16 protein-coding genes and 1 tRNA gene are annotated in these 21,328 nt (G+C 35.4%); 7 read left to right on the top strand and 10 right to left on the bottom strand.

Annotated features, from left to right (window positions below):
- Position 1 precedes the first annotated feature (1 nt).
- Positions 2–655: a hypothetical protein gene (locus DHU68_RS06715; protein WP_160111091.1), complete on the bottom strand. Its 654-nt coding sequence runs from the start codon at positions 653–655 to the stop codon at positions 2–4.
- Entirely contained in the window at positions 621–1,883 is a 1,263-nt protein-coding gene (locus DHU68_RS06720; RefSeq protein ID WP_108822541.1) for a putative DNA modification/repair radical SAM protein, read from the bottom strand. The genes DHU68_RS06715 and DHU68_RS06720 overlap by 35 nt, the downstream gene beginning before the upstream one ends.
- A gap of 209 nt (positions 1,884–2,092) precedes the next feature.
- On the opposite strand from DHU68_RS06720, the gene DHU68_RS06725 reads away from it, so the two are divergent.
- From DHU68_RS06725 to DHU68_RS06740, 4 genes are all read left to right on the top strand, one after another.
- Positions 2,093–3,295 (top strand): NlpC/P60 family protein, encoded by a 1,203-nt coding sequence (locus DHU68_RS06725; protein ID WP_108822221.1) that lies wholly within the window; start codon positions 2,093–2,095, stop codon positions 3,293–3,295.
- A 12-nt stretch (positions 3,296–3,307) separates the two neighbouring features.
- Positions 3,308–4,159, top strand: a complete 852-nt coding sequence (locus tag DHU68_RS06730) for an ATPase (RefSeq protein ID WP_108822222.1) — start codon at positions 3,308–3,310, stop codon at positions 4,157–4,159.
- A gap of 1 nt (position 4,160) precedes the next feature.
- A complete protein-coding gene (gene murQ / locus DHU68_RS06735; protein ID WP_108822223.1) occupies positions 4,161–4,979 on the top strand; it encodes an N-acetylmuramic acid 6-phosphate etherase in 819 nt (272 codons plus the stop codon).
- A gap of 130 nt (positions 4,980–5,109) precedes the next feature.
- Positions 5,110–6,381: a DUF1080 domain-containing protein gene (locus DHU68_RS06740; protein WP_369831334.1), complete on the top strand. Its 1,272-nt coding sequence runs from the start codon at positions 5,110–5,112 to the stop codon at positions 6,379–6,381.
- A 72-nt stretch (positions 6,382–6,453) separates the two neighbouring features.
- Here the strand turns inward: DHU68_RS06740 and gcvT are convergent, their stop codons facing one another.
- Together gcvT and pepT are read right to left on the bottom strand one after the other, a co-directional pair.
- On the bottom strand, positions 6,454–7,551 hold the full coding sequence (gene gcvT / locus DHU68_RS06745; protein ID WP_108822225.1) for a glycine cleavage system aminomethyltransferase GcvT: 1,098 nt from the start codon (positions 7,549–7,551) through the stop codon (positions 6,454–6,456).
- A 36-nt stretch (positions 7,552–7,587) separates the two neighbouring features.
- The gene (pepT, locus tag DHU68_RS06750) at positions 7,588–8,802 is read right to left on the bottom strand and encodes a peptidase T (RefSeq protein ID WP_108822226.1); all 1,215 of its coding nucleotides are present in this window, start codon (positions 8,800–8,802) and stop codon (positions 7,588–7,590) included.
- Positions 8,803–9,074: 272 nt separating this feature from the next.
- On the opposite strand from pepT, the gene DHU68_RS06760 reads away from it, so the two are divergent.
- Positions 9,075–9,148 (top strand) — tRNA-Thr (locus DHU68_RS06760).
- 61 nt (positions 9,149–9,209) lie between these two features.
- On the opposite strand, the gene DHU68_RS06765 is transcribed toward DHU68_RS06760, so the two are convergent.
- The gene (locus DHU68_RS06765) at positions 9,210–9,923 is read right to left on the bottom strand and encodes an alpha/beta hydrolase (protein WP_108822227.1); all 714 of its coding nucleotides are present in this window, start codon (positions 9,921–9,923) and stop codon (positions 9,210–9,212) included.
- A gap of 155 nt (positions 9,924–10,078) precedes the next feature.
- On the opposite strand from DHU68_RS06765, the gene DHU68_RS06770 reads away from it, so the two are divergent.
- Together DHU68_RS06770 and DHU68_RS06775 are read left to right on the top strand one after the other, a co-directional pair.
- Positions 10,079–10,681 (top strand): hypothetical protein, encoded by a 603-nt coding sequence (locus DHU68_RS06770; RefSeq protein ID WP_108822228.1) that lies wholly within the window; start codon positions 10,079–10,081, stop codon positions 10,679–10,681.
- 106 nt (positions 10,682–10,787) lie between these two features.
- The gene (locus DHU68_RS06775; RefSeq protein WP_160111092.1) at positions 10,788–12,107 is read left to right on the top strand and encodes a DUF5723 family protein; all 1,320 of its coding nucleotides are present in this window, start codon (positions 10,788–10,790) and stop codon (positions 12,105–12,107) included.
- A gap of 48 nt (positions 12,108–12,155) precedes the next feature.
- Here DHU68_RS06775 and hemN read toward each other — a convergent pair whose 3' ends face one another.
- From hemN to dnaE, 5 genes are all read right to left on the bottom strand, one after another.
- On the bottom strand, positions 12,156–13,523 hold the full coding sequence (gene hemN, locus DHU68_RS06780) for an oxygen-independent coproporphyrinogen III oxidase (protein ID WP_108822230.1): 1,368 nt from the start codon (positions 13,521–13,523) through the stop codon (positions 12,156–12,158).
- Positions 13,501–14,739: an MFS transporter gene (locus tag DHU68_RS06785; RefSeq protein ID WP_108822231.1), complete on the bottom strand. Its 1,239-nt coding sequence runs from the start codon at positions 14,737–14,739 to the stop codon at positions 13,501–13,503. The genes hemN and DHU68_RS06785 overlap by 23 nt, the downstream gene beginning before the upstream one ends.
- A 2-nt stretch (positions 14,740–14,741) precedes the next feature.
- Positions 14,742–16,832: a TonB-dependent receptor gene (locus DHU68_RS06790; protein WP_108822542.1), complete on the bottom strand. Its 2,091-nt coding sequence runs from the start codon at positions 16,830–16,832 to the stop codon at positions 14,742–14,744.
- Between the two features lie 176 nt (positions 16,833–17,008).
- The gene (gene trxA / locus DHU68_RS06795) at positions 17,009–17,326 is read right to left on the bottom strand and encodes a thioredoxin (protein ID WP_108822232.1); all 318 of its coding nucleotides are present in this window, start codon (positions 17,324–17,326) and stop codon (positions 17,009–17,011) included.
- 95 nt (positions 17,327–17,421) lie between these two features.
- The gene (dnaE, locus tag DHU68_RS06800; RefSeq protein WP_108822233.1) at positions 17,422–21,174 is read right to left on the bottom strand and encodes a DNA polymerase III subunit alpha; all 3,753 of its coding nucleotides are present in this window, start codon (positions 21,172–21,174) and stop codon (positions 17,422–17,424) included.
- Positions 21,175–21,328: the final 154 nt, after the last annotated feature.

Below are 21,328 nucleotides of genomic sequence, written 5' to 3' on the forward strand. Positions count from 1 at the left end.
TTTACTCTTCACACTTTATAAGAGTAATTCTAGTTTCGTAACCAATCCAGTAGATTATTTCTTCTCCTTTCTTGTTATATCTAGTTTTCTCTCGTAGATAACATATAACATCGTCATTTTCCCAATAAAAACTATTCGCAGCCCCCCCTATCATAGGACCTTCACACAGTTGGTATTCTCCATTTACTTTTCTCTCCAAATAAAACTTCATTCCATCTGCATCCAAATAACTAAAACGGTATTTTCCTGATGGAGAATATATATATGTCGCTGGATCTCCATAGCCTTCTTTTATATTTTTCAAGTCAAACACACTGACACTTATGACTGGATTTTCGAATAATGCTACATCTACCTCAGGATAATACGATATAATATCTTGCTCTAAAAGATAGCCTCCGACAAAGTCAATCAAAATCTCGTTACCTTCTATTCGTTTCTCCACAGCCAGTCTAGCTTCCTCACCTGTCAGTATTTTAAATTTACTTTTCTTCAACTTATTATAATCGTACACCCCTATATCCAATGCTTTAGTATTTATCTTGTAGCAGCATTTTTCTTGAGAAAACAAAGAAACTATTCCCAAGTGAAGAAGAAAGGGTATAAATAATATTCTTACCCTAGTCCGGGAAAATAATAGACAACTGTCCTTCATCTTTTTTTCTTTTTTTAGGTTCTATCAAAATTTTACGTACATAGTCCGGAGTTAGTTCATTTACTGTATTCATAGCTAACTCGTTACAAGTTATAAAATACTGTGCTTTCTTCATCACAACACCTATTTTCTTTAAATGTAAAGCATTTAATCGTCTGTACCGTCGCGATGTTACAATAAACTGAGCTGACTTCACTCCTATACCGGGCACTCGTAAAATCACAGCATAGTCTGCCTTATTGATATCCACCGGGAAAAACTCGGGATGTCGTAAGGCCCATGCTAACTTAGGATCTATCTCCAAATCCAGATCAGGAAAACTATCATCTACTATTTCGTCGGCTCTATATTGATAAAAACGCATCAGCCAATCCGCTTGATACAGTCTATTTTCTCGTACCAAAGGAGCCTGCTTCAATACAGGTAAACGAGAGTCATAACTATTGACAGGGATAAAACCTGAATAGTAAACCCGTCTCATTTGTGTCTGTTGATAAAGGACAGAAGACACACGTAAAATATCTTTATCTCTCTCGTTTGTTGCACCTACAATCATTTGAGTGCTTTGTCCTGCGGGTACAAAACGAGGTGCTGATCTAAATTTACGCCTATCTTCGATACTTTGCATCATACCTTGCTGTATGTAGCGCATCGGTTTGTAAACACTTTGGTAATCTTTCTCTGGGGCAAGTAATTTGAGATTTGTTTCAGTCGGTATCTCTAGATTAACACTCATACGATCGGCATACATTCCTGCCTCATTCACCAACTCCTGGCTTGCTCCAGGAATACTCTTCATGTGAATATATCCATTGAAACGGTGTGTCATACGCAGTTCTTTTATAACACGCACCATTCGTTCCATCGTATAGTCTGGATTATTTATCACTCCCGAACTCAGAAATAAGCCTTCGATGTAATTCCTTCTGTAAAACTGGATGGTAAGGTCAACCAATTCACTCACAGTAAAAGTGGCTCTTGGTATGTCATTACTCCTTCTATTAATACAATAAGCACAATCGTATATACAAAAGTTGGTTAGCATTATCTTCAATAACGAAACACACCTCCCATCTTCGGTAAAGCTATGACAAATACCCATTCCTCCTACAGTATTTCCAAGCCCACCAGCTTTATTCTTACGGACTGTCCCACTGGAAGAGCACGAAACGTCATACTTAGCCGATTCGGCCAAAACTTTCAGTTTTTCGAGTACATTATCGTTCACCATCTCTACAAAGAAAAAGAATATAATTTAGAGTCTGCAACAAATCACATTAAAACAAGTTTGATTGTTGAAAAGAATTCCTACAAACACATAAACAATTAGTTTCCAGCCCTTAACCATATTCAAAAATATAACATCTGATAAATACCTACATTAGAAATCACTTCTTTTATGTACATTTGTATTCATGCCAATTTTAGAATAAAACAATGAAAAAACTAAGCCTACTCATAATCATTCTTTCGATCACGACTTTTCTTTTCAGCCAAGAAGATAAGCCAATCTACAAACACACTGAATTGGAAATAGCTATACAAAGAGTACAAAAAGAATACAACCCTGACAAACGGGTAAACATATTCGACATTAAAGTTTCTAACGAAGATAAACACCCAACGATTATAGGGAAGACATCAAATACGGCTGCATATAAGACATTGCTTAAAGATGCCAGAGAAATTTATGGAGACCAATTGGTTGATAAAGTAGAATTACTACCTGCATCCGAATTAGGAGAGAAGACATATGGTGTCATAAACTTGTCAGTTGCTGACATACGTGAAGAACCCGACTTTACGAAAGGAATGGCAACTCAATCTATATTGGGTACACCAATACGCATTTATGAAAAAAAAGATTGGTATAGAATACAGACTCCTGATGGATATATAGGATGGTCTCAATTGGCTAATTTTCATCCAATGAATAAAGATGAGTTCAATGAATGGATCTCAGCCGAAAAAGTGATCTTCACTGATTTCTTCGGATTTTCTTATTCCAAAGCGGATAAAAACAGCCAAACAGTTACCGACCTAGTAAATGGCAATATGCTCCGTTTAGAAGGAACTAAAGGTGATTTTTATAAAGTATCATATCCAGATGGAAAAACAGCCTATGTTCTGAAATCACAAGCAAAACCATATACAGAATGGAAAAGTTCGATAGAGTTGACTCAAAAAAGCATCATAGACAAAGCATTCACCCTGATGGGAATTCCTTATGTATGGGGAGGAACTTCTGTTAAAGGAATGGATTGTAGTGGCTACACTAAGACCGTTTTATTCATGCACGGTATCATTCTTATGCGTGATGCGTCACAGCAAGTAAACACCGGAATCCCAGTGGATATTTCTCGTAATTATGATAATCTGGAGATTGGAGATCTTATGTTCTTTGGCAAGAAAGGTGAAGATGGAAGAGAACGAATTCGCCATGTAGGTTTTTATATAGGCAATCAGAAATTCATTCATGCATCGGGAAGTATCCGCGTTAGTAGTATTGATCCAAATGCTGCAGATTATGATGAAATAAATGCAAAAGAATTCATCAGAGCGACACGCATTATTGGAGCTGTGGATACGAATGGTATATGGACAATAGACAACAATCCGATGTATGGAATTCAAGAATAAAAACAGACTCACATGATATTGATAGCAGACGGAGGCTCTACAAAAACAGACTGGCGAATTGCCAAAAGTGGGCAAGAAATAAAGCGAATCCAAACAAAGGGGATAAATCCATATTTTTGTTCATCTGAGGAGATAGAGATAGAAATAACAGATTATTTATTACCTGAAATAAAAGACTGTGATATTTCTGATATTTACTTCCTTGGAGCTGGCTGTAATACCTTAGAAAAGCAAAATATCATCAAAGATATTTTATTAAAAAAGATTTGTAATACAAGAACAATCTTAATCGAATCAGATCTTATTGGCGCTGCTATAGGGCTTTGTGAAAACAAAAAAGGCATTGTATGCATACTTGGAACAGGCTCCAATTCGTGTCTTTATAATGGAAAAGAAATAGTAGAACAAGTGTCACCCTTAGGTTATATATTGGGTGATGAAGGAAGTGGAGCTGTATTAGGGCGTCTGTTTATTAATGCTTGTCTCAAAAATCAATTATCTGAAAATATAAAAAAACGATTCCTTGATGAATATAAATTGACGCCAGCCATTATTCTAGACAAAGTATATAGAGAAGCTGCTCCTAATCGTTTTTTAGCAAGTATTTCTCCATTTATACTAGAAAATATTCAAGATGAGAAAGTGTATAACCTAGTATATGATTCGTTTAAAGACTTTTTCGTGAAGAATGTAATGCAATATAATGATTGGAAGACCTTACCAATACACCTAACTGGATCCGTTGCCTATCATTATAGAGACATACTTAAGCCTGTAGGAAAAGATCTTGGTTTACATATAGAAACTATTACTCAATCTCCTCTGGAAAATTTAATTAAATATTTCTCTAAAGAACAATACTAAAATGACATTCATAAAAATAACAGAACAACCATCTTTATACGACAATCTGGAGGAAAAATCCGTACACGAACTACTTGTCGGCATTAATAACGAGGATCAGAAAGTAGCTTTGGCTGTACAAGAAGTTATACCCCAGATAGAACAACTTGTAGAACAGATTATTTCTCGTATGCAACAAGGTGGGCGTATTTTTTATATTGGTGCAGGAACGAGTGGACGACTTGGAGTATTGGATGCATCAGAAATACCCCCTACTTTTGGTATGCCCAATACGCTTGTTGTAGGAATCATTGCAGGAGGTGATACAGCTTTGCGAAATCCTGTAGAAGGTGCAGAAGACAATATGGAAGCAGGATGGAAAGAACTTCAAGAACATAACATAAATACAAACGATACGGTGATAGGTATAGCAGCATCGGGTACAACCCCTTTTGTCATAGGAGCTTTACACGAAGCGCGTAAAAATAATATATTGACAGCTTCTATATCGAGTAATCCCAATTCACCTATTTCGAAAGAGGCAGATATAGCAATAGAAATGATAGTCGGGTCTGAGTTTGTGACTGGTAGCTCTCGAATGAAATCGGGAACAGGACAAAAAATGATTCTAAATATGATAACTACCTCTACCATGATAAAACTAGGAAGAGTGAAAGGGAATAAGATGGTAAATATGCAACTATCGAATGCTAAATTGGTAGATAGAGGCACAAAAATGATAGTTGACGAACTTGGATTAAACTATGAGCAAGCTAAAAGACTCCTTTTGCTGCATGGGTCTGTAAAGAAAGCAATTAACTCTTACCTAGAAACCAAGTGATTTTAAAGGGCATACACTCATATGTTAAATTTAACATTCAATTACGCTTTTTTGAAATATATACTTACCTTTAAAGCCTTAATAGTCTATTTTTTAAATTAAAATCAACATAATGAAATCAACAAAAAGAATGATTAGTTTTAAAGGATTGTTAGCATCGTGTGCCATTGCTGCAATTCTATTTACTTCTTGTACTGAGAGTAAGCCCAATACGCTTACCGAGCAAGAAAAAGCAGATGGTTGGCAATTGTTGTTTGATGGAGAAACAATGAATGGTTGGCGCGATTATAATGGAACTTCTCTTACTCAGCCATGGCATGTAGTAGATGGATGTATTCAAGCTAAAGGTGACGGAAGTGACTCTGATGGCTACATTGTAAGTGATAAGGAATATGAAAATTTCGAATTGTATTGGGAATGGAAATTAACTAAAGGAGGAAATAGCGGTATGATCTATCATGTGGTAGAACGTCCTCAATTTAAGGTTCCTTATGTTACAGGTCCTGAATATCAACTTATAGATGAACCTAACTTTGACGGCGTATTAGAACCATGGCAACGTCTTGGAGTAGACTATGCTATGTATCTGCCTGATACTACAAAAATGAAAGTAAATCCTTATGGTGAGTGGAATAATTCGAAAATAGTATTCGACAATGGTCATGTAGAGCATTGGCTGAACGGCGTAAAAATTCTTGAATTCGAAGCTTGGACTGATGATTGGTATGCTCGTAAGAATAGTGGAAAATGGGAGAATGCTCCTGAATATGGCTTAGCTAAAAAAGGAGTACTTTGCTTGCAAGACCATGGTTCTCCGGCATCTTTCCGAAATGTAAAAATAAAAGAACTTCCTCGTAAAACTCAAGAAGTTGATTTATTCAACGGAAAAGATTTAAACGGGTGGGAAGCATACGGAACAGAGAAATGGTATGTACAAGATGGTCTTCTTGTGTGTGAAAGTGGTCCGGAAAAACAATATGGATATCTAGCTACACGTGAATACTATGACGATTTTGATTTGACAGTTGAGTTCAAGCAAGAAGCTGATGGAAATTCGGGTGTATTTATCCGCTCTTTTGTAGAAGAAGGTGCTAAGGTTAACGGATGGCAAGTAGAAGTAGCTCCTAAAGGAAATGGAACTGGAGGTATCTACGAATCTTATGGTCGTGGCTGGTTAATTCAAGTTCCAAAAGAAAAAGAAGAATTCCTGAAAGTTGGAGATTGGAATACAATGCGTATTCTTGTTCAAGGCAACAAGGTTACAACTTGGCTAAATGGCGAGCAAATGATTGAGCTTGATGATGAACAAATAGGCAAAGGAAAAGGTCGTATTGCCTTACAGATTCATGATGGAGGCGGCATTAAAGTTTTATGGCGCAACTTGAAATTGAAAACTCTGTAAATAATACAATCGCAATAAACACAAAAAGGAGATCCTAAATAGGATCTCCTTTTTCATTATATATTTCTGATATTAATCTAATTTCCTAAATGGAGGTTTTACAACTTCAGCCTTCAAGCTCTTATCTCTTACTTTTATAAAGATAGTAGATCCTAATGTTGCATATTCAGGTTTTACATATCCCAAGCCTACACCTATTTTCGTTGTAGGGGACATAGTTCCTGATGTAACAACTCCTATTTTTTCTCCCGTTTCGTTCACAATATCATATCCATGACGAGGGATTCCTCTCTCTGTCAAACGGAAGCCACATAGTTTGCGAGAAACGCCTTCTGCCTTTTGCTTTTCTAAGATAGCTCGAGTTGTAAAATTTTTACCTTCAACGAACTTAGTGATCCAACCTAAACCCGCTTCTAAAGGAGTAGTTGTATCATCTAAATCATTTCCATATAGGCAAAAGCCCATTTCTAAACGCAAAGTGTCACGTGCTCCTAAACCTATTGGTTTGATACCAAATTCTTCTCCAGCTTCGAATATTGCATCCCAAATACCTTTTGCATATTCTGGATGAAAATACAATTCAAAACCTCCTGCACCTGTATATCCGGTATTGGATATTATTATATTATTCATTTCAGAGCCTTCAAAATTACCAATTGCAAACGAATAATATGGGATCTTTGTCAAATCTATTTTTGTTAGTTTTTGCAATGTAGCTAGGGCTTTAGGTCCCTGTATAGCTAATTGAGCCATATTGTCCGAAGCATTTTCTAAATCAGCATTTTCTTCGTTATGACTAACAAACCAGTTCCAGTCTTTTTCTACATTAGAAGCATTAACTACAACCATATATTTTTCAGGCTCGTAATAATAGATGATCACATCATCTACAATCCCACCTTCTTCGTTAAGAATACAAGAATATTGAGCTTTCCCTATCTCTAGTGTTTCAAGATTATTACTCATCATTCGTTGAAGAAAGGCTAAGGCACGTGGGCCTTTTACCCATATCTCACCCATATGAGAAACATCGAATACCCCTACTCCATTGCAAACTGTCATGTGTTCGTCAAGAATACCCGAATATTCTATTGGCATATTATATCCTGCAAACTCATGCATCTTTGCTCCTAGGGCAATATGGATATCTGTAAATGGCGTTTTTTTCATGATTTATTTTTTTATTCTTTAAGGATTAATTTTCTATTATTTATTTGCTACTAGCTCTGCTATTTTTACTATAACATTCACAGCCTTCTCCATAGATTGTACAGGAACAAATTCATAACGTCCATGGAAGTTATGACCACCGGCAAAAATATTAGGACAAGGAAGCCCTTTGAATGATAATTGAGCCCCATCTGTTCCTCCACGAATTGGTTTCACTATTGGAGTAATCCCTAGTTGAGTCATAGCTTCAAATGCGATATCTACAATGTGTTTTACAGGCTCTACTTTTTCACGCATATTGTAATACTGATCTTTCATTTCCAGCGTCACACTTTCCGGATACAATTTATTTATATAATCAACTGCATCTTGCATCTGCTTTTTTCTAGCCTCGAACAATTCGCGATTATGATCACGAATAATGTAACCTACAGTAGCAGCATCAACTGTTCCCGACACATTTGTCAAATGAAAGAACCCTTCATAACCTGTAGTGTGCTCTGGTCTTTCGTTTGCAGGCAATAAGGAGATTAATTTATTAGCAACAACCAATGCATTTATCATCTTATCTTTAGCATATCCAGGATGTACACTTCTTCCTTGAATGTTGATTTTTACTCCTGCAGCATTAAAGTTTTCATATTCTAATTCGCCTACAGGACCACCATCCATGGTATATGCCCACTCACAACCAAACTTTTGCACATCAAAATTGTGAGCACCCTCTCCTATTTCTTCATCCGGGTTGAATGCTATACGTATCTTGCCATGCTTAATTTCAGGATGATCTTGCAAATATTTGATTGCAGTAACAATCTCTGCGATACCAGCTTTGTCATCTGCGCCTAACAGTGTATTACCATCTGTTACAATCAGGTCTTGTCCTTTATAATCCACCATTTCGGGAAACATAGAAGGAGATAATACTACATCTTTATTTAATTGTATATCTCCGCCATCATAATTAGATACAATGCGAGGGTTTACGTTCTTGCCTGTAAGGTCTGGACTGGTATCTAAGTGAGCAATAAACCCTATTGTAGGCACCTGTTTATCTATATTGGCAGGAAGTGTAGCCATTAAATATGCTTTCTCATCTAATGTAATATCTTCTAACCCCATTGCCTCAAGTTCTTTTTTTAATTCTTGAGCAAAAATCATCTGTCCCGGAGTGCTTGGGGTTATACCTGTTTCGGTACTTGCCTCTGTGTCAAATTTTACATATTTAATAAAACGATCTACTAAAGTCATACTTTTCTATTTTTTCTTTATTTTTTTATTATAAATTACTTTTTCAATAACTCTCTGATTGCTAACTTCTTTTTCCCAGAAAGGAGTTTAGTACAAATGTAGTAAAAGGAAATCAAAGGAAAAAATCGATTTCATATTTTGTATATATCAAAAATTTATCTACTTTTGTCACGGGTAAGTCCTATACGGTCAGCTCCCGATTAATCCCCCAGGGCTTGATCGCAGCAAGGGCCGTCGGTCGTAGCGACGCGATATAGTAAGCTTGCCCACCTGCCTCTTTAGCTCAGTTGGCCAGAGCACGTGATTTGTAATCTCGGGGTCGTTGGTTCGAATCCGACAAGAGGCTCAAAAATGAAAGCTACTAGAATTATCTAGTAGCTTTTTTATTATAGCTCTCTCTAATAAATCTATTCTTTTATTAATAAAATACCACTCAAAATAGAACTTACAATATTAGCTTTCTTCATCACCATTAAGTGATCTCCATTTTCGACAGGGAAGGCATCTCTTATTAGTTCATAAGGAAATACCTGATCCAAAGTACCATGTATATGATATAAGTGTTTATACTTATTCTCGGGAATCCATTCTGTAATTTGCTTTACAGCCCATTTTATATACACAGGATCGGTGTAAGTCATAATATCAGTCAGTTCACTTGTAGGCACATTATATACAAAACGATTAAATGCATTTGTAATAAAATCTGTAGATGAATACAATCGTTTAGGAACTTTCTCTGTCAAGTTAGCCATTTTAATAGCTTTAAAAAAAGTAGGGATTTCTCGCTCACTCTTGAATGATGATATAATAATCGTCTTCATAGGACTTAAAAATCTATTCATTTCTTGAATGATAACTGCACCGAAAGAATAGCCGACCAAAACAAAAGGACGTGTAGTATCAATTTTTTTAGCCATTTCATGTGCATACTCTTCCAACGTTTCATCTTCACGAGGTATATGCCATTCTATATAAACTTTCTTGAAACCTTTTGGCAATTTTAATCCATCAAAGACACTACAATTATAGCACATTCCAGATATAAAGTAAACTTTTATATCCGGATTCCATATTTGTTTAATTTTAGTCCATATATTCTTCATAAAATTCAGGTTCATTTTTTAGTGCTCTTAGAACAAAGTGCCTCTGATATTGATTCAGTTATAAAGATAAGATTATTTTTTTACTCTCTAAATAATATATACTTTTACTGATATCTACATGTTTTAACTACAAAAAAACTAACACGAGTAAATTTATAGACTAACAAACTATGAAACAATTGATACGATTTATCATTATTGCTATATCCTCATTCTTTTTTCTCTCCTGTGTAAACAGTGAATACAATTGGGATAACCTAGACAAAACCGGAGTATTAAACATCCCTCCTGTCATGTTTGGGAATATAGACACAATATATTTAGAAGGGTTATCGGAGGCTATAATTCCCGAAGGAATACCTGTTCCAGATGCGGCTATAACTAAAAGTGATACAATTAAAGGACTATTCGATGGAGATGTTATTGAAGACTTTTTCTTTGATGGTGCCGGAAATATAGAAATATCAGCCAAAGCAGACATAGATGTTGCTACAACCGGTGTAACAATAGACATCTACTGTTTTCCTGTAGATTATCAAGGAAAGTATATCGAAGAAGTTAAGATAGATAAGCAAACCTTGACTACAGGAAAAGAGATCAACTTCTCTATTACCATTGCTTCCAAAGATATGAAATATATGGAAAATGCCAAAGACCTAGGATTGATTATAGTCCTCCAGTCGAAAAATGCATATATATGGATAGGTGAAGACGATTATATATTTATAAAAAATGTAATAGTAAAAACCGGCGGATACCACATTGATTTATAAAAAAATGAAATCATTTAAGCACCTATATATAATAACAATTGTTCTATTTGCTAATTTAGCTGTAATAGAATCTTGTTTAGCGCAAATCACAAAGACAGATTATTTTATGGAATCATCATTCCTAAGAAATAATCTCAATCCAGCTCTACGCCCTAATCAAGGTTACCTAGTTGTACCTATAATACCTAATATAGGAGCCAATATACAAACAAACAACCTCAATCTGGACGCTCTTACTTTTAATGGGCCTCAAAATGGACGTGTTACCTTTATGCATCAAAGTATCAACGCAGATGATTTCTTATCAAATCTAGGCAATGACAACTATATTAATATTGATGCAAACATCAAATTATTGGGGTTAGGCTTCTTTAAAAATGATAGTTACTGGAATATTGATCTAGGTATAAGAACCCATCTGGATGCTAACATTCCAAAATCATTTTTTGCCCTATTTAAGAAAGGTTTTGATCAGAATCAGCAAACAAAATATGACCTATCAGACCTATCCTCTACAGGGTATTCCTTTGTTGAATTAGGTGTTTCAAATTCAAGAATATTTCTTGATAACACTTTAACATTGGGTGCTCGCGCAAAATTACTCGGAGGATTAGCTGATTACAACTTACATGCTAAAAGCCTGAATATTGATGCAGGTCCCGAATACTGGAGTGCAAAATCAGAGGTTGAATTAAAAGGGTCTGCTCCCGGAGTCATTCCGACCTATGATGAGAAAGGAAATCTGGATGGTTTTGATTTCGGAAATTTTAATATTTCCGGCTACGGTTTAGGACTAGACCTAGGGGCTGTTTTTGATACAAAAAAAATATTCCCTGAAATAGGAGGATTGAAACTATCTCTTGCCCTTAATGATATAGGTTTCATCTCTTGGTCGAGGAACAATTCCATTAATCTGAGATCACCAAAAACTGAAGTAATAATTGTACCTAGCGATTATACAATATATAAAGACAATGGTACTTCGTTGAGTGAGGTTCTGGAGGATACCTTCGATGACTTAAAAGAAGCTGTCAATCTGAAGGGAGAAGGTGAAAATGCGCGTACTAGCATGTTAAGAATGAACATGAATATAGGAGCTGAATATGAAATAATGGAAGATAAAATATCATTAGGAGCCTTGTATTCTGCACGTTTTGGCAACTATTATACTACCTCTGAACTTACTATTTCAGCAAATGCACATTTCACATCGTGGTTATACACTTCCTTAAGCTATTCGTTTATACATAGCAAATTTGACACATTTGGTCTTGCCTTACATCTAGCTCCATCCAAAGGAATTAATCTTTTTTTAGCTAGTGATTATACCATTCCGCATGTTTCGTCTGAATTTATTCCGACAACAAGTAAGGCTCTCAATCTTCAATTTGGAATTAGCATACCATTAGGAGATAAAAAGAAATAGTCCACTCTAAAAAAGAGCAGACTATCTATCTTATACAGAATAGATCTTCTAGATCGATTTAGAATATCTATTTTCTTTTGTATTGATTAGTTTATCAAATGAAGCTGCAACATTACGGACAAAAGGAGTAGCATCAGGAAGGATAGTAAGATGGTTTTCATCATATTCAATAATACCATCATCTGCAAACCCTGAAAGGACTGTCTTATTATAGTTTATTGCATTTTTTATTCTATCTAAGGATACTGATAACTCATTAGATACGGCATTCCAGTCGATTGTATAATTACACATTAACTCCGAAATAACGGTGCGTGTAATCTGTTCTTCTTCGTTCAGAATATAACCTTTGGCAATAGGGAATATCCCTTTATTGACTTGCTCTATATACAAATCAATATCTTTCGTGTTTTGACTATATGCATTCGCTAATTGACTAATACCAGTAATACCAAAGGCATAAACCTGTCCTGTAGTTCTACGGGTACAATACCCCTGGAAATTTCGATGTAGCTTGTTAGACTTCAGTGCTGCGTAAAGCTCATCTTCGGGTTTTACAAAATGATCAAGCCCTATTGTTTTATAGCCAGCATCTGACAATAAATTTTTAGCTACCTCATACATGCCATTTTTTACAGAAACTGTTGGTAAACCAATTTCTTCAAGTTTAGTTTGAAGTTTATTAACCCAAGGAACATGAGCATACGAAAAAGTAACGAGTCTGTCAGGTTGTAAAGAGATAGCTTTCTCTATTGTTTCTGCAAAAGAGTCAGCAGTCTGCAAAGGTAATCCATAGATAAAATCCATATTATAGGATAAACCCTTTGATTTTACTATATCCACAATTTGCTCTATAGAAATTAGCGCTTTTCTTCTGTTTACAGCCTTTAATACATTTTCGTTGAAATCTTGTATCCCAATACTCACTCTATTAAAACCTGCATCTGTAAGACTTTCCCAATACGATTCATCCATAAATCCGGGATGACATTCGATTGCTATTTCTGGATTCTCAATACAATCGAACTCTGATAAGATTAAATGATTCAATTCTTTAAGGACAGCTACCGGCTGTGAAGTCGGAGTTCCTCCTCCATAATGTATTTGAGAGATCTTCCTATTTTTATTCAACAATGGAAGAACCATTTTTATTTCTTTCTTAAGAGCGTCTATATATGCATTAACGGTTTCTTTTTCTCTGAATTTTTGAGAATTACATCCGCAATAATAACACAACTGATGACAAAATGGTATATGTATATAGACTGAAATATGTTGAGGGTCTTGATTATTAGACTCAACAATAGCTTTTTTATATGATTCTGCTGTAAACGAATCATTAAAAAAGTTTGCAGGAGGATAACTCGTATATCGAGGTACAGGAACACTATATTTATTCAATAACTCTTGCTTCATTTTCTTTTTTTGAATCTTTCAGTTTAAAGACAAATAATATGAATATCAAAGATAAGGCAGCAATACCCATTTCAATAAAAAACAATCCTTTATAAGTAATCATTGCTGCTATTTTACCGGAGCATACACCAACTATTATACCACTCAGGTGCGTTATTACTGTTTGTATCGTAAAGTCGGTACCTTCATATCCTGGTCGCACACAATCCATTGCTGTTGTATAAACTACCATTACCGCTACACCATAACTACCCCATAATAGCGATATCCCTAAATGCAGTGTTGCAATATTAACAGGTAAAACAGTAACCAACAAACAGAAGTAAATTGTGGTGAACAGTGTACATACTGCGAACAAGATACGAGAAGCATGCAAACCTATCTTTCGTACTAAGAATCCTCCTCCTAAAGACGCAACACAGCCTATCGATGTTCCGACAATCCCGGACATTACACCGATCTCCTTCATATTGTACCCATAGTCAACAAGCATAGGTTTCAACATAGCCAACACTCCTATCAGTCCGGCATAGTACAAAAATAAGAATACAACTTGTTTCCAAATTCCTTTTTGCCTGAAAAAACCAACAATATCATTATATGTCGGCTTCTCTTTTTGTTTAGGTTTTATTATTTCATCCTTTCCTGTCTTAAAAAACAGAAGAGGAATAACAGCTATCAGTACAAATATGGCTAGATAAGGCAACAGACTACCCCACCCCATTTTATTATACAACAGCAGTAGCAATCCGCTCCCAATCATTGTTCCGGCAAACCCTCCCATCGATTGCATACTATTAACCAAACTTTTATCTTTTTTACTAAAAGAAAGAACAGCCAAAGCATCGGTGGCTATATCTTGCGTAGCCGAAGCAATAAAGGCAACAACTACCAGACCGATAATCAGTTCAGGAGTAACACTTAAATCAAGGAATGCAATCGAAAAAATAATACATGCATAAATTAATTCCGAAGAAAAAATCCATGCCTTAAAGTCTTTCAATCGATAAGTTGTTCTGTCAACAGCCGGAGACCATAAGAATTTCAATACCCATGGGAGTTTTAAGAGTTGAAGTAAACCAATAGTTTCCAGAGAGAAGTTCTGCTGCCGCATAATGACAGGAATCACTGTTGAGAAGAAACTCATTGGTATCTTTTGCGCTATATATAAGCAAAAGAACGTAAATAATTTTCCACCTTTTTGGGTATCTATCATATTTAAAATTTCAAATTCATATTAACCCCACAAGTAAAAGGTTTTCCTGTTTGGACATAGTTCTGGGTTGTTGTCTCAAAATAAAAAGCGATATAATCTTTATCACCAATATTTTTAGCCCACAAATCTATGGAAAAATTTTTCTTTTCTAACGTTATTTTACCATTAAACATTCCATAATACGGCTGCACTACATCATTTTCATTATTCCAGTATATTTTGCCTACTCCTGTATATTGTGCATTAAAGGCTATGTTGTCAAACCAACAATTTTTCAAGTCTACAATATAATTACCTACCAGAGACAACGTGTTTTGAGGCACCATAATCAAGAAATTGTTATCGTAAACAATATCACCCTTTTTATAATCTTTATACTTAGCATTCGTATAACCATACGAAGCATTAAAGCTTAAATTTTTGAGAGGATTTATCTGAGCAGAAAACTCAACTCCTTTACTTGCTGATTTTCCTGCATTTCTTAATATAAACCCATTGGTTAGTGTTTTAGGTTGAGAAATCTGCTGGTTTTTCCAATCTATATAGAAAAGTGTTAAGTCCAGATGCAACAGATTACCAAAGAAACTTGATTTTGCTCCCAATTCATAGCTCCAACTATGTTCTGGATCATAAGACCAATCCTCTTTTACTTCATTATCTGCTGTATTATTAAAGCCTCCAGTTTTATATCCTTTCGTTACCGAGAAATAGGTCAATCCATTATTTGGCAAAGTATACTGAACAGAAGCTTTAGGAGTGAACTGGGAAAAAGACATATCATTGATACGAGGATCCGCTGCTCCTTTGGGTGTTATAACTTCATAAGTAGATTTTGTTTTTTCCCAATCGTAACGAGCACCCAAAACTAGAGATAATCCATCTGTAAATATTTTATTAATTTTGGACTGATGATAAAGAGCAAAACCTCCACTGGGATTTCTCACATTTTGAATAGAGAACCCTCCCGTCTTTCTTATATCTACATTATTTGTCTGAAAATAATTCTGATGAAAGCCAAATGCCCCAAATTGCCATTCGTAACGGCTATCTTCTTTTAATGACTTAATATTAAATTCCTGAGAGTACATTTGTTGACGTTGATAAAAGTCTACATAATATTCATCCCGAGGAGAAAAGTCTTGGTCTAAGCCTTGTGTTCCATCAAAAAACTGAAATGATGACTGAGATGCCAATTTGAAATTATCTGTTACATATTCTAGATTCAGACCATTTGTAGACATGTTACGTCTAAAGAAACTAGGTGAATTATAATTAATACTTTCTATTTCACCAGTCTCATTATGATAGTTTCTGTAAGGATATCCATCTTGATCTGAATATTCATAAGCTAATACAAGGTGAGCTGTAAAATGAGGCTTTATACGCCAGCTAAGGCGTGCGCGTGTTGAGACAGCATCTATTCCATCTGGTCTTTTTCCATTATATATATTCTTGAAATACCCGCCGGAGGTCATATAATTAACAGAGCCTGAATAACCAAATTTGTTATCTATGTTTCCATAATGAGATATTCCAGCCTGATAGCTATTATAGTTCCCTGCCGATAAATTTAGATTAGTTCCTTTATAATTGAATGGAGATCTTGTATATACATTAATAATTCCCCCCATTGTATTTCGACCATACAGTGTACCTTGAGGACCTCTCAACACCTCTATATGCTCTACATCATTTATATTAAAGTCAAAAGTGGATCTATCAAAATAAGGTACTCCATCTACATACAATCCTACCGATGGAGCATCTTTTTCGGAACCAATTCCTCTGATAAAAACCGGAGATTTTAATTTAGAGCCATATTCTGGCATATAGAAATTGGGCAACATGCCTGTTATTTCTTTTACGCTCATTATATTATTTTCACGTAATTCTTTTTCTGTGACTAACGATGCTGCTATGGGTTGCATATCCAGATTCCGATTCTGCTTAAAAGATTCTATCACAACTTCTTTTGCTGTATATCGCATTATAGTAGAATCTCCATAGATAGGATCATCATCTGAGGCAAATACATTAATTGGAACAATAACATAGTATAAGAGTGTTAACAGAAGAATATTTCTAAAATTCATCTTCATCATTTTTTAAGATAGTGTTGTAATATTTAGTTGAATGACAAAAATAGATAAAGCCTTTGATGCTATCAATCACTAGATGTAGTGAGATTTAATTAACAGAATATTCTAAAACAGAAAAAGAGCCTATTAAATATGATTTAATAGGCTCTTTATAGTATTATTTGTTGCTATTATTTCAACAGGTTCTCTATCTTACCTTGCAATACAGATTTCTGAGCAGCTCCTACTTGTTTATCAACAACTTCTCCGTTCTTAATAAAAAGGATTGTAGGAATGTTACGAATACCATATTTTGATGTTATCTCATCATTATTGTCAACATCTACTTTACCTATAGTTACTTTATCAGCAAATTCTTCTGCCAATTCATCTACAATAGGACCAACCATGCGACAAGGACCGCACCATTCTGCCCAAAAATCGATAACAAGAGGTTTCTCTGAATTTAATATTTCTTCGAAACTTGCATCTGTAATTTCTAAAGCCATAATTTTTATCTATTATTAAATTTATATTATCTATAAGATCTATATCTTTTAACGATATGCAAATGTAAAAAATCTATTTTACAAATAAAAATATTTTAATTAATCTTGAATAGGATATTTTCATTATCTACTAAATAATCAACGAGTTCTTGCCTTACATTTATTTTCATACTTCTAGAAAACAGATCTACCTTCAAGTTCTTTTCTCCATCTACTACTTGGAAATATAACAAAGAATTACCCGGATTGTTTTTTGTCAAAGTAGAGAGTTCATCAACCATCTGATTGTTCATATCGTGCAAGGGTAATGTTATCGTAATTTTTTCTATCAGGCTATCTTTCACATCAGGTAATAGTTGGATTGAATTTATTTTCAGTTCCATTTGATTTTCATCATATCTTCTACCCTGAATGCGTCCTTTTATATAAACATACAATCCAACATGTCCATATTTACCAAAATTGATATAATCATCTCCAAACAAAGGAATCTCTCCACTACCGGTGAAGTCTTCTATTCGAATAATCATATATGGCTTCCCTCGCTTAGTCATACCTTCGCGAATAGCAGAAACTAACCCTCCAAAAGAGACTTCCTTGTTTTTAAAGGCTTCTTTATCCTCAATATCTGCCATTCCCAGATTACATACATAATTAAGAATAAGTTTATATTCATCCAATGGGTGAGCTGAAAGGTAGATACCAATAAGCTCACGCTCTTTATTCAGGCGTTCTAAATCCGACCATTTTTCAACTTTCGGAATTTCAGGTCGAGCAATATCGAAAGATGCATCACCTCCAAAAAGTGAATTTGTTGCCTGATATTTATCTGTTTGATATTTATTTCCGTAACGGATCAAAAGATCTATAAAAGGCTCTCCCTTTCCATTTTCAGCAAGAAACTGTTCTCTTCCTACTTCAGGGAAGTTATCAAAGGCACCAGCCAGAGCTAATGATTCAATATTCTTCTTATTACAAGAACTAAGATTGACACGCTCCACAAAGTCAAAAACATTTTTGAAGGGTCCATTCTTTGTTCTCTCTTCTATGATATTCATTACAGCGCCTTCTCCTACCCCTTTGATAGCAGCAAGTCCAAAACGAATATCGCCTTCTTTATTCACTGAAAACTTGAGGAATGACTCATTTACATCAGGACCAAGAACATTCATATTCATGGCTTTGCATTCATCCATAAACTTAGTGATCTCCGTTATATTGGATAAGTTTCGGGAAAGTACGGCAGCCATATACTCGGATGGATAGTTAGCTTTTAACCATGCAGTCTGATAAGCAACCCACGAATAACATGTAGCATGAGATTTATTGAATGCATAAGACGCAAATTTCTCCCAGTCGGCCCATATTTTTTCTAATGTTTTCTTTTCATGTCCATTTTTCTTTCCCCCTGCAAGAAATTTTTCTTTCAGCGCATTCATTTTATCAATCAGTTTCTTACCCATTGCCTTACGCAGCTCATCCGACTGACCTCGTGTGAAATCTGCCAACAAACGAGATAGTAACATGACCTGTTCCTGATATACTGTAATACCATATGTATCGTTCAGATAACGCTCCATGATGGGAATATCGTAGGAAATCTCTTCTTGACCATGTTTACGGGCAATAAAAGAAGGAATATAATCCATTGGCCCCGGACGATATAGAGCATTCATTGCAATAAGGTCTTCAAACTTGGATGGTTGAAGTTCTTTCAAATACTTCTGCATACCAGCAGACTCAAATTGGAAAGTTCCTGTAGTTCGCCCCTGGCTGTAAAGTTCATAAGTCTTAGGATCTTCTAATGAAATATTATTTATATCAATTACTTCTCCTGTTGTCCGCTTTATATTTTCTAATGCTTCTTTTATTATCGACAGCGTTTTAAGACCCAAGAAGTCCATCTTAATAAGTCCGGTTTCTTCAATAACCGTTCCCTCATATTGAGTGACAAGCATATTTTCTCCGGTCTCTTTATCCTCAGCTGTACTTACAGGCACAATATCTGAAATTGCTTGTTGTCCAATGATAATACCACAAGCATGCACACCTGTATTTCGCACATTACCTTCTAGCATTTGAGCATACTTAAGAGTATCTCGCATCACTGGATCATGGCTAGCAGCTGCTTCTTTCAGCTCAGGCACATACTCTATTGCATCGCGCAATGTCACTTTCTTTTTATCAGGAATACGATCCGGCACAAATTTAGCAAGTCTATTCGACTCTGCTAATGGTAGCTTTTGTACACGGGCAACATCTTTTATTGCAGACTTAGTAGCCATCGTACCATACGTAATAATATGAGCAACACGCTCTTGTCCGTACTTATCTGTAACCCATTTCAGTACTTTACCACGACCATCATCGTCAAAGTCAATATCGATATCGGGCATTGAGATACGATCCGGATTTAAGAAACGCTCAAATAGTAAGTCGTATTTGATAGGGTCTATATCCGTAATTCCAAGACAGTAAGCCACAGCCGAACCCGCTGCTGATCCACGACCAGGACCTACAGCAACCCCCATCTCTCTTGCCGCAGTAATAAAGTCTTGTACAATGAGGAAATACCCTGGAAATCCCATCGTCTTCATTGTAGTTAACTCAAATTCGAGCCGCTCAGAAATTTCTTCTGTTAAGTTTTTACCATAACGTTTTTCGGCACCAATCATTGTCAAATGGCGCAAATAATCAGATTCGAGCTTAATACGGATTACTTTATCATAACCTCCTAAACGTTTGTATTCTTTTTCTCCAAACTCTTTGATCAGATCATCTTCCGAATACATTAGTTTATATCCTTCTTCTGTACCAAAAGAGACATCGATAGGGAAAAAAGGCATTAATGCATCCGAATCGATTGAATAATACTCTACCTTATCTAATATGTCCAACGTATTACTCAAAACATGAGGTATATCGCTGTATATTTGATTCATTTCGGCAGTAGTCTTCAACCATTCTTGTTTGGTATATCGCATACGTTTAGGGTCATCAAAATCCCTGCCTGTACTCAGACAGATCAAACGATCGTGAGCTTCTGCATCTTCTTCGTTCACAAAGTGTACATCGTTGGTTGCAATAACCTTAACATCATATTTTTCTCCTAATCGAAGTAGTTCTTTATTAACTTTTTCTTGTAAAGGATAAGCCTCGGTATTGGCATCTGGACGATTTGTTTTATGACGTTGAAGTTCAAGGTAGAAATCATCTCCAAAAAGATTTTTGAACCATTCGATAGACTTTTCGGCTTCTTCTATATCACCGGACATTATTTTTTTAGGAACTTCTCCTCCAAGGCATGCAGTAGACACAATCAGTCCTTCATGATATTTTTCCAGCAATTCTTTATCGATACGCGGACGCATATAAAAACCTTCAGTCCACCCATAAGAAACCATTTTGATAAGGTTCTTATAACCCTGATAATTTTTTGCGAGTACAACTAAATGCCAGCCACTCATATCAGGTTTTCCCTCTTTCAATTTTCTTCCACGACGTGCAACATAGCATTCACAACCTATTATAGGCTTGAATTTCTTGGCTGTTTCTTCGTGTATCTTATTTTTGATTTCTCCTATTTTTTGAGAATTTTCGGTAGAAGGATCTTCTTTTTCTAAAGCTTTTAGTTCTGCTTTCAATTCCTTTATAGCTCCATCGAATTTAGAGTTTTTCTTTTTCACATAGTTAAAAAACTCCTTCACACCAAACATGGCACCATGGTCTGTTAATGCTATTCCTTTCATTCCATCGGCAATAGCCTTCTCCACCAAATTAGGAATACTTGCCTGACCATCAAGCAAGGAATATTGAGAGTGAACGTGTAAATGGACAAAATTATTCATATAGTTTTTAGCTTTTCAGAACTCGTAAAGTTACAACAAAAAACATCGCAATGGAAATAATTCAAAAATCACTTTTCAACAGTAGCGACATCCTGTTTTAGCAAAAAAATACGGATAACTATAGATGTTATCCGTATCACTTACTTTTATTTTT

Origin of the sequence: Dysgonomonas sp. Marseille-P4361 (assembly GCF_900343125.1) — a bacterium.
Lineage (GTDB): Bacteria > Bacteroidota > Bacteroidia > Bacteroidales > Dysgonomonadaceae > Dysgonomonas.

Excerpts from the sequence above, each read along its gene's own strand:
- murQ (WP_108822223.1), top strand. The coding sequence starts at position 4,161 with ATGACATTCATAAAAATAACAGAACAACCATCTTTATACGACAATCTG.
- trxA (WP_108822232.1), bottom strand. The coding sequence starts at position 17,326 with ATGGCTTTAGAAATTACAGATGCAAGTTTCGAAGAAATATTAAATTCA.
- DHU68_RS06770 (WP_108822228.1), top strand. The coding sequence starts at position 10,079 with ATGAAACAATTGATACGATTTATCATTATTGCTATATCCTCATTCTTT.
- DHU68_RS06790 (WP_108822542.1), bottom strand. The coding sequence starts at position 16,832 with ATGAATTTTAGAAATATTCTTCTGTTAACACTCTTATACTATGTTATT.
- DHU68_RS06740 (WP_369831334.1), top strand. The coding sequence starts at position 5,110 with ATGATTAGTTTTAAAGGATTGTTAGCATCGTGTGCCATTGCTGCAATT.
- pepT (WP_108822226.1), bottom strand. The coding sequence starts at position 8,802 with ATGACTTTAGTAGATCGTTTTATTAAATATGTAAAATTTGACACAGAG.
- DHU68_RS06715 (WP_160111091.1), bottom strand. The coding sequence starts at position 655 with ATGAAGGACAGTTGTCTATTATTTTCCCGGACTAGGGTAAGAATATTA.
- DHU68_RS06785 (WP_108822231.1), bottom strand. The coding sequence starts at position 14,739 with ATGATAGATACCCAAAAAGGTGGAAAATTATTTACGTTCTTTTGCTTA.
- gcvT (WP_108822225.1), bottom strand. The coding sequence starts at position 7,551 with ATGAAAAAAACGCCATTTACAGATATCCATATTGCCCTAGGAGCAAAG.
- dnaE (WP_108822233.1), bottom strand. The coding sequence starts at position 21,174 with ATGAATAATTTTGTCCATTTACACGTTCACTCTCAATATTCCTTGCTT.
- DHU68_RS06730 (WP_108822222.1), top strand. The coding sequence starts at position 3,308 with ATGATATTGATAGCAGACGGAGGCTCTACAAAAACAGACTGGCGAATT.
- DHU68_RS06725 (WP_108822221.1), top strand. The coding sequence starts at position 2,093 with ATGAAAAAACTAAGCCTACTCATAATCATTCTTTCGATCACGACTTTT.
- DHU68_RS06775 (WP_160111092.1), top strand. The coding sequence starts at position 10,788 with ATGGAATCATCATTCCTAAGAAATAATCTCAATCCAGCTCTACGCCCT.
- hemN (WP_108822230.1), bottom strand. The coding sequence starts at position 13,523 with ATGAAGCAAGAGTTATTGAATAAATATAGTGTTCCTGTACCTCGATAT.
- DHU68_RS06765 (WP_108822227.1), bottom strand. The coding sequence starts at position 9,923 with ATGAACCTGAATTTTATGAAGAATATATGGACTAAAATTAAACAAATA.